The organism is Paenibacillus sp. FSL L8-0333 (genome assembly GCF_037965665.1).
Taxonomy (GTDB): Bacteria; Bacillota; Bacilli; order Paenibacillales; family Paenibacillaceae; genus Paenibacillus_AQ; species Paenibacillus_AQ odorifer.
On record NZ_CP150186.1, the window covers coordinates 1,205,898 to 1,220,874 of the forward strand.

The window sequence follows — 14,977 nt, forward strand, 5'->3', positions numbered from 1 at the left end:
GAGAACCTTTTGGTGCTGACATAAGTTCCAAGCCGCGAAGTACATCCAGGGTTATGATTCTTTTCGACATGTCGTTACACCATTATTTTCTTGAGACTATGAATGTAACGTGATCTCGCAATAAGGAAATAGATAGTTTGCACAACCAGAAATACAGCTGATGTAGTAAGCACGGGCACAGTTACATTTGTGATATTAATCTGTTTCAGTATCGGACGAATCACGACAAGAGTCTGGATGGTGGCAATAATAATCGGAATATAGAAAAGTACCGAAATCTGTTTGGTAGCAGAAGCTGACATTTCTTTAGTGCTTAAACCGATTTTGGATAAAGCATTATACATTTGCTTATCTGTATTGAGCTCAGTATGAAGCTTAAAAAAGAGAAAGCTGGCCGATGAAAGCGAGAAGATCAGAGCGATAAAAATCCCTATAAAGCTAAGCATGGCAGCTCCCTGCTTGGTCGATAGATAGCTGTCTGCTCGCGATCCCAGTATAGAGCTGTATTGATGGTTAGCCTTGTTAGCGGCTTTATTCCATTGGATGAGGTCTCTGGTGACAACAGCTTCAGCTGAGCTGTCATTAGGTGTAGGACCGTCCCATGCAGGGATTTTGTATAGATATTTCACATAAGGTCTCGTGTACTTCTCTGTTGAAGTAGAAATCTTATGATATAAGTTGTCATCTACGATTAGAAGTGAGGTGGCCATTGGATCTACTGGATGCACCTTTGGTGTTCGTAATTCTTTTAGCATCAGCTCCTCATCTTTCTGAACCTTCAAATGAATCGCTCGATCAGCAGCAAAATTCTGTGAATCCATATGTGGGTTCAGCAGTAATACAGCTTCTTTTTCAGACAAGGGCCCAACCTCGGACACATCCATTTGTAAGCCCAGTTGATTGAACTGTGAGCGGGATATCAGATCAATTCCAAGTATTTTTTCCTTATCGATTCCTTGAATGGAAGCAGAGATTAGTTCTACTTTATTCTCTGTGTACTCGACTTTAGCATTCTTTAATTTAGTGTGAATGGGCTCTAAATCTGGTGCTTCATCCTTCGGATCATAAATCGTATAACTCACAGCGAATGGGGATTTTTTATAGAGGTCTGAGTTCGCTTGATTAATCGATAAAAGAATTCCCGAAGCCATGCAGGCAAGCGAGGTAACCACAGTTACAAGGAACAGCATTCTTGCATTGTCTTTAATCTTATAACTCATCTCGGAAATCCACAGCAGATTGGTTCCGCGCCACAGCCGCTTGCGTCTTAGTTTTAGTAAGCGAATGCCCAATACAGATAACTGAGAGTAGAAAAAGTAGGTTCCAGCGATACCTGTGACAGCGGCGACTAACAGTGAGGTCGGGGACAATTGCTTCCGAATCGCGAGAGCGCCGACGGTCAACAGTAGAAGCCCAAAGAATGAGAACAATAAGGAGACACGGGGTTCTTTTTTAGGTTTAACATTTCCCTTAAGCAGTTCAAGAACTTGATGCTTACGAATGAACAATAATGTGAAGATCGAAATGACCAGAAATAATGAAATGAAAGAGATAGAGGTAATCATTAACGCCTTCATTGGCCAATAAAAGGGCAGTGGCTCCATGCCCATAATTGTCGTGCTTAGCAGCAAAAATAACTTGGATAAAAGCATGCCGAAAGACACACCTGTTACTATAGAGAGCAGTCCGATCAGCATATTTTCTATAAGAATCAGCTTGTTGATCTGGCCAGGGCGTGCGCCTAAAATCATCAGTATGCCGAACTCCAGATTACGCATTTTCAGAAATGCGCTAATCGAATATAGAACGAAAAAGAACGCAAAGATAAACACGATGTAAGAAGCAATTTGCATGCCGGAGGCTGAATTCGCACCCAGCTCGATGTTGGTAATACTAGGGTGGTAAATAAAGACTGAATAAGAGAAAAAGATCATGACCATAAAAGCACTGCTTAAGAAAAAAGCAAAATAAGCGCGTGAATTACGGCGTACATTATTAAACGCGAATTGAGGAAAGTTCATGACTATTCCCTCCCCAGAACGAAAGTGTGTCGATAATCTTTTGAAAGAAGGCCTGACGGTTATCTCCCCGGTGAATTTCCGCTGCTAGTTTGCCGTCTTTTATAAAAACAATTCGGTTGCAGTAGCTCGCTGCCAGTGGATCATGTGTTACGAGCATTAGCGTGGTGCCTTCTTTGTGATTAATATCCTCCAGCGATTCCATCACCATCCGCGAAGAATTGGAGTCAAGCGCACCCGTAGGTTCATCGGCCAAAATAATCGAAGGAGAGGTGATGATCGCCCGGGCAATTGCGGTCCGCTGACGTTGTCCCCCTGAAATTTCATAGGTGCGTTTGCTCAGAATATCGGTAATGTTTAAGCGTTCTGCGACTCTTTGAAGCAAGATCTCCATTTGGGAGAGCTTACGGTTATCCAAAGTCAGGGGCAGCACAATATTCTCGGCGACGGTTAATGTCTCAAGCAGGTTGAAGTCCTGAAACACAAAGCCTAGTTGTTTTCGGCGAAAGTGGGCGAGCTCTTTTTTATTCAAAAGATAAGGGTTGCTGCCGTTGATATTCACTTCGCCAGAGGACGGCTGGTCGATTGTGGATACCATATTGAGCAGTGTTGTTTTACCGCTACCAGACGGTCCCATAATTCCGACAAATTCACCTTTTTCAATATTAAGATGAATATCGGTGAGGGCTTGGGTCACTATTTTGCCGGGGTATACCTTATGAAGTCCTTTGACTTCCAATACGTTCATATCATTCATTCCTTCCAATACAAAAATGATTTCATCCGCCTTATTCGGGGGACGGGTTATGTATATAATTTATAAGATCGAGTAATAAGCTGCTATGGATTTACCTTAAGGTTTCCTTACAGAGACGTTAAGGTTATGTTCGCCTTGTGGAGAATGGGTTGAGAGATAAAGCTAGCCTATAAAGAAGAAGGAGGCTTCAAAGCCATGAATAATGACGACGAAGTCCCCTCAATATTATTTCTGTAGATGATCACTGTTGCTAAAAATAAGCCGCACGCGGGTTCCTTCCCCGAGCCGGGACTGAATATCCACCTTGTGTTCGAGCCTGTTGCAAATCTCCCGGACGAGATACAGCCCCATCCCTGTCGATTCATGATAATGTCGTCCGCGGTCACCCGTAAAGTAGGGATTAAAGACCCGCTTCAGATCCTCAGGAGAAATGCCGATCCCTTGATCGGTAATATCCAGAATAGTGTTGGTGCCCACACGCTGAGCTGAGAGGGTAACGGTTTTGCCAGAACCGGAGGTATAGTTTACGGCATTAGTTAAGATTTGGGCCAGCATAAACATTAACCATTTGGCATCGCTATATACCGCTAGATTGGCATCCACCTGTACATCTACTTTTATGCCCCGGCGTATGAATAGTCTGCGATTTTCGGCTACCGCCTCACTAACGGTTTTGCGCAGAAGTAACGGTTCAACTTGAAAATCATTTTCAAATCGGTCAAGTCTTGAAGTGTAGATAACCATCTCCAGCCCTCCGCGCAGACGTTCCAGTTCCTCCTGAATACTTGCGGCAGCCTCCTCTTCAAGATCCTTTAGCGTAAGCTGAATTACAGAGAGCGGGGTCTTCATTTGATGAACCCAGCGATTCATGAATACGATATGCTGATCCATCTGGCGCGCATGCGCATTCACTTGCTCTTGATATTGGCGGTCAATCAGCTGCAATAACTCATGGATAGCTTCTGAAAGAGGAGTGTCTCCTAAGGAAACAAGATGTTTTTGGAGCATGTCCATAGGTTCGCTTAATGCTGCATACAATCTCCGGTGCTGAACGTATCGGTAGCCTAGATATAGCAGTAGAACTACGGTACTCAAGGCGATTCCATAAAGCATGATAGAGATCGGTCTGTTCTCACCAGACAGCCAATACAGCAAAGGGATAAGCAGCATCTGAAGCTGATAGAATAGGATCAGTGAGATCTGGTCTCTCCAAAAAAGTCTCATGGCGTATCCTTAGAGACATTAAGCCGATAGCCAGCGCCTCTTACGGTTTCCACAATGTCACCAAGACCGAGATCCTTGAGCTTTTTGCGGACACGGGTTATGTAGACATTTAATGTATTGTCATCTATGAAATGCTGATCCTTCCACATGAGATCGAGCAGACGCTCCCGGTTAACCACTCGTCCTTCCTTAAGCAGTAAAGCTTCCAGTAGAACCGCTTCCTTCTGGGTTAGCTCACTCGTGTGCCCGTCGTATTGGATCACATATCGTTCAGGATAGAGGATTAAACCTCCAGACTGGAGTTTATGCTCTTCTTGAGTCTGTGAGTATGAACCGTATGCTCTACGTATGTGGCTGCGGATTTTGGCAAGCACAACCTCATAGTGAAAAGGCTTAGTGATATAATCATCCCCGCCATTCTCAAGCGCCATCACCTGATCCATTCCACTATCCCGTGCAGAAATGAACAGAATCGGGCAGAGTGAGAGGGAACGGATCTGGCGGCACCAGTAGAACCCATCATATTTAGGCAGATTGACGTCCAGTAAGATAAGGTCAGCCGAGCTTTCATTAAAAGTCTCCAGCACCCTGTTGAAATCTTCTACAATAATTGTAAGGAACCCATATTTTGATAGATACGTGCTCAGCAAGCTTGCCAGCTTGGCATCGTCCTCTATGATTAGAATTGTCTCCATATTTTCACTCCTTTGTTCAGTAATACAGTAACATGGACAAGGAAAATTATGCAAAAAGAGTACTCTTATTCGTGGTCAACGTAAGAATCTAGCTAGATTTACCGAAGGGGAATTTAGCTGATCTAAGTCTAGCTGATCTAAGTCTAGCTGATCTAAGTCTAGCTGACCTAGCCTAGCTGGCCTAGCTCTAGCTGACCTAGCTGTAGCTGAATAGCTCTAGCTGATCCAACTTTAACCGATCTACCGCTAATCGATCCAAAACTAACTGATCTAAAATCTAACTCAGCTAGATCTATGCAATCCAAATTTAGCTCAAGCGGCTTATCCAGACTTAATTGCACTTTGTACACTTATTTCTGCGTAGATAGTCCATAGAAGCCATTTAATTGCACTTCGTGCAACTAAAAAGGGTGAATTCGGTGCAATTAAAGGAAAACCGGAAAATTTAACTGCACGAAATACAACTAAACTAACTTTTGAATGAGCATTCTGAGGAATAGTTGCACTAAATGCAGTTAACGGATGCGTGGAGCTCATATATCGCTTGAAAATGCTTGATCAGTGACTATTTCCTCCAGAAGAAGATCGCCCACTCAACAAACTTACTCTAATTGCACTTTGTACACTTATTTCTGCGTAGTTGGTCATTAGAAGCCATTTAATTGCACTTCGTGCAACTAAAAAGGGTGAATTCGGTGCAATTAAAGGAAAACCAGAAATTTAACTGCACGAAATACAACTAAACTAACTTTTGAATGAGCATTCTGAGGAATAGTTGCACTAAATGCAGTTAACGGATGCGTGGAGCTCATATATCGCTTGAAAATGCTTGATCAGTGACTATTTCCTCCGGAAGAAGATCGCCCACTCAACAAACTTACTCTAATTGCACTTTGTACACTTATTTCTGCGTAGTTGGTCAATAGAAGCCATTTAATTGCACTTCGTGCAACTAAAAAGGGTGAATTCGGTGCAATTAAAGGAAAACCGGAAATTTAACTGCACGAAATACAACTAAACTAACTTTTGAATGAGCATTCTGAGGAATAGTTGTACTAAATGCAGTTAACGGATGTGTGGAGCTCATAATTATCGCTTGAAAAAGCTTGATCAGTGACTATTTCCTCCGGAAGAAGATCGCGAACTCCAAAACTTTCTCTAATTGCACTTTGTACACTTATTTCTGCGTTGTTGGTCATTAGAAGCCGTTTAGTTGCACTTAGTGCAGCTAAAAAGGGTGAATACAGTGCAATTAAAGGAAAACCAGAAATTTAACTGCACGAAATACAACTAAACTAACTTTTGAAGGAGCATTCTGAGGAATAGTTGCACTAAATGCAGTTAACGGATGTGTGGAGCTCATAATTATCGCTTGAAAATACTTGATCAGTGACTATTTCCTCCGGAAGAAGATCGCCCACTCCAAAACTTACTCTAATTGCACTTTGTACATCCTCCGGAAGAAGATCGCCCACTCCAAAACTTACTCTAATTGCACTTTGTACATCCTCCGGAAGAAGACCGCCCACTCCAAAACTTTCTCTAATTGCACTTTATACACTTATTTCTGCGTAGATACTCATTAGAAGCCGTTTAATTGCACTTCGTGCAACTAAAAAGGGTGAATTCGGTGCAATTAAAGGAAAACCAGAAATTTAGCTGCACGAAATACAACTAACTATTTTTTTAAGGAACATTCTGAGGAAATAGTTGCACTAAATGCAGTTAACGGATGTGTGGAGCTCACAATTTCCACTCAAGAAATGTTTGTTTTGTGAACGTACGGATCATATTCGGTAGTATAAAATAATAATAACTAATTATGATATATGCTTCATTTTGCATCCCCCTTAATATGAAATTAAAGAGAGGGGCGCGGAAAATGAACATTAATTTTAGAAGCTACCGTTCAGAAGATCTGCTAAAGGTACGTCATTTTCTTATACAAAGTTATAGTAAGCTAAAGACTCCAAATACCTGGCTTATAGACCGCTGGGAATTCGTTGTTTTTTTTCAGGAGACGAGAAGTGGAACGCTGGAGCAGTGGGAACAAAAAGTAGGCTTATGGGAGTATGAGAATGGAGAGCTTGCAGCTGTAGTGTGCAGGGACGATGGGTTCTATTTTCAGTGTGCTGAGATGAATCCTCCGGAAAAATTACTTGAAGAAATGTTCGCTTTTGCTGAACAAAAAGCTGAGGAAGAGAACGGTGGTTACGTAGAGCTGTATGTGCCAATACCGGAGAATATGACTTCTGCGGCGGAGGTTGCTCGTAAGAGGGGGTATCATCAAACGGGTGGTAAGGAAAGCGTAAACTCCTTGCGATTGAATAAGGAATTTCCTGTGGAGCTCCCCTCTGGATTCAGAATTTGCAGCGGAGATGAGATCGAGGTTACTGCAAAAGCGCTCGGACATATTATGGCCTTCGACTATGCAGAAACGGTGGAGGCAGAGCTCACGCTGCTGCATTATGGGAATATGAGTAACGCTCCAAGCTATAATCCGCAGCTCGATCTTAGCGTTGTGAATGACGCGGGCGAAGTGGTTTCCTTTTGTAATATTTTTTGGGACAGCAGCAATAGAATTGGCGTTCTGGAGCCTGTAGGCACATCCATTAATTATCGAAAGCTGGGACTGGGACGGGCGGTCCTACACGAAGGATTTAACCGTTTAAAACAACTCGGAGCTAGTAAAGTTTACGTAGGTTCGATGCAGCCTTTCTACGAGAAATTGGGCTTTACTACTGAAGTTTGGTTGCAGGTGTGGGAATATTCAGGTCACACAGATTAAGTTGCACCGGCTGCCCCCAACACTGGATCTGTCAGCAGTACCTAAACTGGCAACGTACTATGAAAAATCCCCTTGATGGGTAAGTCGTCAAGGGGATTTTTGGGTTTGAGCTCGGCAATCATATGCTGCACAGTAGTTTCATACGTCGTACAGCAATCATACCGCTATAGCAATTATGCGCTGCAAACTGCCTCTGATTACACTTTGTACAATAGAATCATATATTCTTAGTAGCCGTCTGGCCAAGAGATTTTATTGATATTTGGCTACAATTGCATTGCTGATCTGACGCCCAGGGGACGTGAGATATTTGCCGTTGTAGTAGAGCCCGCTGGATGCACCACCATCCAGATTCATGGCTTGATACGCTCCAGCTTGCTTCATCATTTCTGCCAGCTGTGGGATGGTGGCTCCACCAGTGGTCAGCAGAATGAGCTTATGGTCGCGTGTTAATCCGAGCGCGCTGCGGGCTCCGCCGCCGGTCAAGATTTTCGGATCCTTGAAGCCTTCTGCCGCAACATTAAGGGATACCTTGCCGTTCACAAGAAGACGCGGGCCGGCTTGAAGAGCTCCTTCCATGGAGCCGGAAGCGAAGCGGCTTGTGAAATCCAACCCAGGAATCAGTGACGCTAGATGGTTGCTGTCATAGGTAAAAATCGTCCGGCGATCCCCGGAGCTATTTTTAAGCATTTTTCCACCGCTGACAATGTAACCGTATGGAGCTTTGTATGCCCCTTTTGTATAGGCATCAAAAAACGTTCCGTTAATCGCAACTACGGCATTATTACGTTTAGCCAGACTGCTTAGGTCCTCCACTTTTCCGACCGTATTTCCAGCCAGTACGACATCAAGTTTCACCTTAGGATGCAGCAGGGACACTGTAACCGTCTGGGCTTTGAAGGATCTGCCGCCAACCTTGAAGGTTTTACTAGCGCTGACAACTGGTGAAGAATCCGCTTTGATTAGTGCGCCGGACTGTACAGGAACAGTGGTTGCAATATCATTACTCTTAAGGGTTAATGAAGAGGCTTCCTTATCCCAAGTTAATTGAATGCCAAGTGTTGTGCTGATAAAAGACAACGGAATATATACCGTGCCGTTATCACTGAAAGCAAGATCAGTTAGTGTAACCGACTTTTCATTGACGAGCGCAGCGGTTTGACCTAATGTAAGCGTTATGGTTGTGTCTGCATTCGTAATGCTTATACGTTTTTCGTTAGGATTCCATACAGATTGTATACCAGTGAAGCTATTTAATAGACGCAGTGGTATGTATGAATGGTTATTCTTGTCCACATAGACGGTGTTTTTAGGAAGCGGTGTTGCACCAACAGTGGAAGGGCAAGTGGCGACAAGTGGAATGAGCAGTAAGAAGGTAAGAAACAAAGTGGACCCTAGCTTTTTCATCATAAACAATTACTCCTTATCTTGTAGCTGTTGTAAAAAACGACAAGGTTTATTATACCTCATGTTCAAAAACTTGGATAACCTTTATTTTTAAATGTTCATAGGGTGAATCTGATAGAATATAGATTATATTATTTATATTAGCACTGAAGTAGCACTGAAATTAGCACTATAACTAGCACTATAACTAGCACTACAACCAGTATCACAACTGCCACTAGACTCATTAGCTAAAAGGAGATTTTTATGACTACAATAGGTTTAATTCGCCATGGAAGTACCGCGTGGAATAAAGAAGGCAGAGTGCAAGGGCATACGGATAATTCATTGGATGCTGAAGGCCTGCAACAGGCACAACTACTGGCTGAACGACTTAGCACAGAACAATGGGATTACATATATTCAAGTGATTTACTCAGAGCGCGGCAAACGGCAGAGGTTATTGCAGAAAGATTAGGCCTTGAGATCACGGGTTTAGCGCCGGGCATTCGAGAGATGTATGCGGGACTTATTGAAGGAACTACGCAGCAAGAGCGGATTGAACGATGGGGAACCGATTGGAAGACGTTAGATTTGGGTTTGGAAACTCCAGAAGCCAGCGAGCTCAGAGGCAGCGAAGTGATTGAAGAAATTGCGGCGAGACATCCAGGCAGCCATATTCTGATCGTTAGCCATGGTGCAATTTTACGCAGTAGCCTTAGAAGACTACTTCCAGAACTGGACGGCACAGTATTATTGAACAATACGTCAATTACGCGAATAACAAAATCCGAATCGGATGGCTCCTGGAACTGCGAGTTATATAATTGTGCGCGGCATTTGGAGAAAGAGTAAGTGTTCAGATAATGTTCAGAGCTTTTTTATATATTGGTATCGCAGTACAGTAAGCTAATTATTTGTAGTTCAGAAGGATGTGCGAATTAAAGGTGGTAGAGGTTCAGATTTATTTACAAACGTTAATGTCCATTATCATCGCAGGGGTTGTAGGTTATTTAGTATTGAGATTTTACCGGGATGTTGCTAGTAAGGAACCAAAACAAAGAGCGGTTTATACGGGCCTTTCCATTATAACTATCGTCGTTGGATTGTGGGCAATGCATCAGTTAGGCAAAAAATCCTTAGAAGAAACTATAGAGGTCAATGGGGGGATTTTCACTCCGTTATTGATATACGCGCTTACGATAGCTGTTTTAATGTTTTTGCTTACACGGCTGAACCTTGTTTTGGCGGAAAGAGAGCAGCTTAAGGAACTTGCCTATAAGGATGGCTTAACGGGGCTGTTAAACAAGAATGGAATGGATCACTTTTGGGATCGCTGCAAAGTAAATGAGCAACTAGCCGTATTGTTTATGGATTTGAACCGTTTCAAATCAATTAATGACAGCTTAGGACATCATGTGGGCGATTTACTGCTGCAAGAGGTGGGAGGAAGGTTAAGTCAATTCTCCAGCAAAAGAAAACGCCATATTTTCCGCATAGGCGGTGATGAATTTGTGATCGTAGCTAAAGGCTGCAATCAGAAGGAAGCGGAGCAGTTAGCGGTGCAGATTCTGGAGAAGACGACCAGACATTATCAGCTGGGAGAGCACAACCTCTTTGTATCTGCGAGCATAGGCATCAGCATTAGTCATGGCAAGGTGGATCATTTCAGGCTGCTGCATGAAGCAGATACAGCGATGTACACCGCCAAACAGCTCGGGACAGGTCGTTATTCAGTTTTTAAAAATTAGTTTGTTAAATGTAAAATATAAGCGTCAGCCTTGGACATAAATAGATGTCTAAGGCTGACGCTTTTTTAGGCTCCCGGTGTGTGAAACTTGTGGGGTACTTGCTTGCGTCCCTTCATCAAGAAAAGGCAGAGCAGGGCAACCGCCATACTAATCGCTGCTACATAGAACAGGATGGAGTAATCAAAAATATCAATCATTAGCCCCAGCAAAGGAGGCGAGCTGATCGCTGCCAGTGAAGAGACCAAATAATACATCCCTGTTCGAGTACCAATACTTTCCTCAGTCCCCGTAGCAACAACATAAGGATAAGAGTTGATGTTGATACAAGCCCAGAAGATTCCTCCTGTCAGGAGCAACGCTCGAAGCACCAGCAGGTCCTGTGCAAACCCAACAAGCGCAAAGACCGTCATCAGGCCACATACGCCGACGATAATGATCTTCTTTTTCCCGAATCGCCCACCCAGCCAACCGCTCGGAATAGCGAACAGCACAAAGGCAAGGGAGAAAAAGGTAAGGGAGAAGGAGGCTGCTTGTTCACTGAGGCCCAGATGGTTTTTACCATACAACGTGAATAAGGTTTCGACCCCTTGATAAGCTACAAACCAGAAGAAAATCGCTGCCAGTAGAAATACTGTAGTACGATCCAGCTGGCCGCGAAAGGAGACTCTGGAAGGCTTAACTATCGTCGCAGAAGGGCTCCCCGCTGTATCGGATAGAAGCGTAGGGCTTATATTCACACCATCCCGTTTTTCTTTGATGAAGCGCGATACGATAAACAGACATAACAGGGTAATCAGTCCAGCAACGAGAAACGGCAGCGCAGGATTTGATTTATAGAGGATCGAACCCACGCCGAAAGCCAGAATTGATCCGAATCCACCCATGAAATTAATTAGTCCGTTAGCCTTTGTACGCTGCTCTTCAGGTGTTATGTCGGGCATGAGAGCGACGGTAGGGGAACGGTATAAACTCATGGCTAAATTCATCAGCATCATAAATAAAAGCAGTGTAAATAGTCCGGTATGAAACGGAATCAGCATAGTCAGCACGGCAGCGAAGGGCATACCGATCATAAGATAAGGCATTCTGCGTCCAAAACGCGAGGTCGTGCGGTCACTCCGATTGCCGATCCAAGGCTGCAAGAATAAGGCGAAGTAATTATCAATCGTCATCATGAAGCTGATTAGGGCTACACTATGTACATATTTTTCGAGGAAAAAAGGTACAAATGCGTTATACAGACTCCATGTAATGCTGATGCTGAAAAAGCCGAATCCGAGCAGCCAGACTTTTTTCACACCATCACACTCCCTTGTCAGCCAGAAGTCCAGCCAACAGGTCTGGATGATCGGTAATAATGCCTGATACACCAGCTTCAATTAAATATTTCATCCGCTCGGGATCGTTAACGGTCCAAGGATGGTAGGCGACGCCATGCTTTGCAGCTTCTTCGACGAATTCAGGCAGTACCGCAAAATGATACGCATGCAACGCGGTCGCTCCAAGCGTAGCTGCATAATCCCAAGGACGATACAGACCTTCCCCGTAGAGAATTCCTGTTCTGATCTCCGGTGCCAGCGACTGACAGTAAGCTAGTGAATAATGGTTGAAGCTCGAAAAAATGACGCGATCGCTCATCTTGAAATCCCGTACGGCCGCGATCACTTTTTCCTCCATGCCCGGATATAAAAAAGTGCCATTTTTAAGCTCGATATTTAGTATGGTATCTCTACCTTGCAGCAGATCTAATAAATCCTCCAGCAATGGAAGGCGCTCATCTTTGAATTCAGGTCCGAACCATGAGCCTGCGTCCACTTCCAGCAATTCTGCGAGTGAATGATCCTTCACATAGCCGGTTCCGCTTGTCGTGCGGTTTAGAGTTTCATCATGAATGAGGACTAGGCCGCCATCCTTGGTCATTTGTACATCAGTTTCTATTCCGGTTGCACCCAGCTCGAGACCTTTGCGGAATGCTGCCATAGTATTTTCTGGACACACTGCCGACGCTCCACGATGCGCAAAATTAATGATGTTGTTCATAAGTTATTGTCCCTCCAACTTTAGTGTTTGCTATGCCCCTATAGATGGGGGCTACTTGTCATATTCCACAGAGAGTAAAGAAACCCTGTCTGGAATTTTAATTCAGTTGTTCATAGCGCCATAAGGGATTCGTTCCAAAAGTCCATCCTCATAGATGCTCCGCAGCTTCAGCTCGGGCATATGAATATAACCGATATAACAATCGCATACCTTCATTCGGCAGCTTCTAACAGCAGAGAGACCCTCTAGCCCATCACGGTAAAGATTTCCAATGACACCTCTGTCCTTATAGCAGCGTTTCACAAGTCCAGCACCCTGTACATAAAAAACATCTTTTCCTGCATTGCAGGCTTGGCCAAGGCTTTCATAATCCATAGCATTTACAGAAAAATGTGGGTCAATCTCGCTAAGGAAGGCAAAATCCTCAGCTGTATAATAATCCGGTTTATCTTTGTAAGCATTGACCCATAGGTACACGTTTTCCGGTAATGCAGAGCGAAGTGAAGCTATAGCTGAAAAAGCGCTGCGTATTCCAACGCTTCCCACACTAAACGGAACGTCGTTCTCGTATAAAGTCATACATTGCGCCAGAAATTTATCCTCCCGCACTTGTCCGGGGTGGTAGGTGGCCCAAAAGGCCACTTTTTTACGATTCAGCTGGGAGATGAAATCCAGGTTGGCAGAAAGGTTGGTCTGAATCGCTACCTTCTCTACATGGTCCATATTGGAGAGCGCAATCATTGCTTCTTTGTACCAGCGATGAATCAGCCCTTCGCCATAGGGATTAAAAAATATAGAAAGCCGATGACCTGCCGCACCTTGCTCAGACGCCCATGCTACAAAGGCCTCCAACCCCTGGCGGTCCTTGGCGAGCGTAGCTGCGCTGTCTCTTGTTTTGCCAAAAGGACAATAGGGGCAATCATAGTTGCAGGACGTGAGGGAGCCGCGGTAGTAGAGGACCGCATTCATGGCAATACGAACCTTTCCATCTGCTCTCGGATCTCCCCAGAAATAAACCAATCCCCAATCGAATCAGAGTAACCCATCCCTTCGGTGGTAAGACGCAGGATGCCATCTCCCTCCTGCCCAAGACCGGAATGAAGCAGGTTGGACAGCTCAGGATAATCACTCCAGAGTGATTGATCGAAACGCTGGCTGTAATCTTCAAGCTTCAGCCCTTCGCTATGTAGAATCGCCTTCAGAATAAAGCGGCGTTTCTGTTCTTCAAGACTCAGCACAATTCCGTAATCCGCAGTATCGTAACGATCCGTCGCAATGTAATCAGCAATAATGCTCTCGGTTGCTTTACGGCTTACCCCATAACGGGAAGCGTAATGCACATGGCGGGTGTAGGATCTGGCTCCGCAGCCCAAGCCGACCATTCCTTCTTCTTGGCAGCTATAATCGAGAATGGGTTTAGCTGTTCCTGCGTCTTCCTTGGCGAAACGACGCATGGAGTATTGGCGATATCCTCTCGCTCTAAGCAGCTGCCCAGCGGCTTTGTAGCAATCTAGGCGAATATCGTCCTGACGCTGGATATCACCAGGCTTCACAATCGTATGCTCTCGGGTGTAGAGCGGATAGATGAAAATTTCCTCTGGCTCAAAGCTGATCGCTTGATTGAGCGAATATAGCCAAGAGTCGACCGTCTGCCCCGGAAGCCCGTAGATCAGATCTAAATTTAATATGGGAAAATCATATTTCCCCAGCAGCTCTAGTGCCCGATACACCTCATCCGGATTTTGTGGGCGATAGATGGCCGCCGATTCAGCAGCGACAAAACTTTGGATGCCCATGCTGACCCGATCCACCGTATATTCTTTTAGAATATTCAACTTCTCTTCGGTAATCGTCTCCGGTGAAGTTTCCACTGAGATGGAGGCTGTATTTGTATCCAGTCCCATCGTATCAACGGCAATGTGGAACAAGCGGCGGAGCTGATCTGCTGCCAGCAGGGTGGGAGTTCCGCCGCCGATCGCAAAGCGCGCATAAGGTTTATGTCTGGTGAATTCCGCCCATTGCTTTGCTTGGCGTTCCAGTGCATCCACGTATGTGGCATGAACATTTGCGCGTTTATCAGGCAGGGTAAATAGGTTGCAGAATCCGCAGCGTGCGCCACAAAACGGAATATGCATATATAGAAAGAAAGATTCCGCAGGCTCATCACGCCAGAGTGTTTCTAGCGGCATCGGAGGCTGCAAATCCCTGTAAGCCGTTTTGTGTGGATAGGAATACAGATAAGAACGGTAAGGGTGGGCAGTAATGCTGTTTTTCCACTTATGAAGCTCTTCTAAAGAGAAGGACGATAACGTCATATC

The 14,977-nt window shown here is 44.5% G+C and carries 12 protein-coding genes; 3 read left to right on the forward strand and 9 right to left on the reverse strand.

Annotation, left to right across the window (positions count from 1 at the left end):
• Nucleotides 1-74: 74 nt before the first annotated feature.
• From NYE72_RS05175 to NYE72_RS05190, 4 genes are all read right to left on the reverse strand, one after another.
• Nucleotides 75-2,021 carry an ABC transporter permease gene (locus tag NYE72_RS05175; RefSeq protein WP_038568977.1) on the reverse strand — a complete coding sequence of 649 codons (1,947 nt, stop codon included), beginning with the start codon at nt 2,019-2,021 and terminating at the stop codon, nt 75-77.
• Complete coding sequence (locus tag NYE72_RS05180; protein WP_036679832.1) at nt 1,996-2,766, reverse strand: ABC transporter ATP-binding protein; 771 nt, start codon at nt 2,764-2,766, stop codon at nt 1,996-1,998. Before NYE72_RS05180 ends, NYE72_RS05175 begins: the two co-directional genes overlap by 26 nt.
• Before the next feature lie 234 nt (nt 2,767-3,000).
• Nucleotides 3,001-3,999 (reverse strand): sensor histidine kinase, encoded by a 999-nt coding sequence (locus tag NYE72_RS05185; protein ID WP_339211438.1) that lies wholly within the window; start codon nt 3,997-3,999, stop codon nt 3,001-3,003.
• A complete protein-coding gene (locus tag NYE72_RS05190) occupies nt 3,996-4,694 on the reverse strand; it encodes a response regulator transcription factor (protein WP_036679829.1) in 699 nt (232 codons plus the stop codon). The genes NYE72_RS05185 and NYE72_RS05190 overlap by 4 nt, the downstream gene beginning before the upstream one ends.
• A gap of 1,882 nt (nt 4,695-6,576) precedes the next feature.
• On the opposite strand from NYE72_RS05190, the gene NYE72_RS05195 reads away from it, so the two are divergent.
• Entirely contained in the window at nt 6,577-7,482 is a 906-nt protein-coding gene (locus NYE72_RS05195; RefSeq protein WP_076100443.1) for a GNAT family N-acetyltransferase, read from the forward strand.
• 252 nt (nt 7,483-7,734) lie between these two features.
• On the opposite strand, the gene NYE72_RS05200 is transcribed toward NYE72_RS05195, so the two are convergent.
• Nucleotides 7,735-8,889 (reverse strand): phosphodiester glycosidase family protein, encoded by a 1,155-nt coding sequence (locus NYE72_RS05200; RefSeq protein WP_076100456.1) that lies wholly within the window; start codon nt 8,887-8,889, stop codon nt 7,735-7,737.
• Nucleotides 8,890-9,135: 246 nt separating this feature from the next.
• On the opposite strand from NYE72_RS05200, the gene NYE72_RS05205 reads away from it, so the two are divergent.
• Nucleotides 9,136-9,723 (forward strand): histidine phosphatase family protein, encoded by a 588-nt coding sequence (locus NYE72_RS05205; RefSeq protein ID WP_038568983.1) that lies wholly within the window; start codon nt 9,136-9,138, stop codon nt 9,721-9,723.
• Between the two features lie 77 nt (nt 9,724-9,800).
• Nucleotides 9,801-10,619 (forward strand): GGDEF domain-containing protein, encoded by an 819-nt coding sequence (locus NYE72_RS05210; RefSeq protein ID WP_081382558.1) that lies wholly within the window; start codon nt 9,801-9,803, stop codon nt 10,617-10,619.
• A gap of 65 nt (nt 10,620-10,684) precedes the next feature.
• On the opposite strand, the gene NYE72_RS05215 is transcribed toward NYE72_RS05210, so the two are convergent.
• From NYE72_RS05215 to NYE72_RS05230, 4 genes are all read right to left on the reverse strand, one after another.
• Nucleotides 10,685-11,917: an SLC45 family MFS transporter gene (locus NYE72_RS05215; RefSeq protein ID WP_036680370.1), complete on the reverse strand. Its 1,233-nt coding sequence runs from the start codon at nt 11,915-11,917 to the stop codon at nt 10,685-10,687.
• A gap of 4 nt (nt 11,918-11,921) precedes the next feature.
• Nucleotides 11,922-12,659 carry a glycerophosphodiester phosphodiesterase gene (locus NYE72_RS05220; RefSeq protein WP_036680373.1) on the reverse strand — a complete coding sequence of 246 codons (738 nt, stop codon included), beginning with the start codon at nt 12,657-12,659 and terminating at the stop codon, nt 11,922-11,924.
• A gap of 102 nt (nt 12,660-12,761) precedes the next feature.
• Nucleotides 12,762-13,628, reverse strand: coding sequence for an STM4011 family radical SAM protein (locus tag NYE72_RS05225; protein WP_076100449.1), 867 nt, complete (start codon nt 13,626-13,628; stop codon nt 12,762-12,764).
• On the reverse strand, nt 13,625-14,974 hold the full coding sequence (locus NYE72_RS05230) for an STM4012 family radical SAM protein (RefSeq protein WP_038568985.1): 1,350 nt from the start codon (nt 14,972-14,974) through the stop codon (nt 13,625-13,627). The genes NYE72_RS05225 and NYE72_RS05230 overlap by 4 nt, the downstream gene beginning before the upstream one ends.
• Between the last annotated feature and the right edge of the window lie 3 nt (nt 14,975-14,977).

Excerpts from the sequence above, each read along its gene's own strand:
- NYE72_RS05175 (WP_038568977.1), bottom strand. The coding sequence starts at position 2,021 with ATGAACTTTCCTCAATTCGCGTTTAATAATGTACGCCGTAATTCACGC.
- NYE72_RS05180 (WP_036679832.1), bottom strand. The coding sequence starts at position 2,766 with ATGAACGTATTGGAAGTCAAAGGACTTCATAAGGTATACCCCGGCAAA.
- NYE72_RS05185 (WP_339211438.1), bottom strand. The coding sequence starts at position 3,999 with ATGAGACTTTTTTGGAGAGACCAGATCTCACTGATCCTATTCTATCAG.
- NYE72_RS05190 (WP_036679829.1), bottom strand. The coding sequence starts at position 4,694 with ATGGAGACAATTCTAATCATAGAGGACGATGCCAAGCTGGCAAGCTTG.
- NYE72_RS05195 (WP_076100443.1), top strand. The coding sequence starts at position 6,577 with ATGAACATTAATTTTAGAAGCTACCGTTCAGAAGATCTGCTAAAGGTA.
- NYE72_RS05200 (WP_076100456.1), bottom strand. The coding sequence starts at position 8,889 with ATGAAAAAGCTAGGGTCCACTTTGTTTCTTACCTTCTTACTGCTCATT.
- NYE72_RS05205 (WP_038568983.1), top strand. The coding sequence starts at position 9,136 with ATGACTACAATAGGTTTAATTCGCCATGGAAGTACCGCGTGGAATAAA.
- NYE72_RS05210 (WP_081382558.1), top strand. The coding sequence starts at position 9,801 with ATGTGCGAATTAAAGGTGGTAGAGGTTCAGATTTATTTACAAACGTTA.
- NYE72_RS05220 (WP_036680373.1), bottom strand. The coding sequence starts at position 12,659 with ATGAACAACATCATTAATTTTGCGCATCGTGGAGCGTCGGCAGTGTGT.
- NYE72_RS05225 (WP_076100449.1), bottom strand. The coding sequence starts at position 13,628 with ATGAATGCGGTCCTCTACTACCGCGGCTCCCTCACGTCCTGCAACTAT.
- NYE72_RS05230 (WP_038568985.1), bottom strand. The coding sequence starts at position 14,974 with ATGACGTTATCGTCCTTCTCTTTAGAAGAGCTTCATAAGTGGAAAAAC.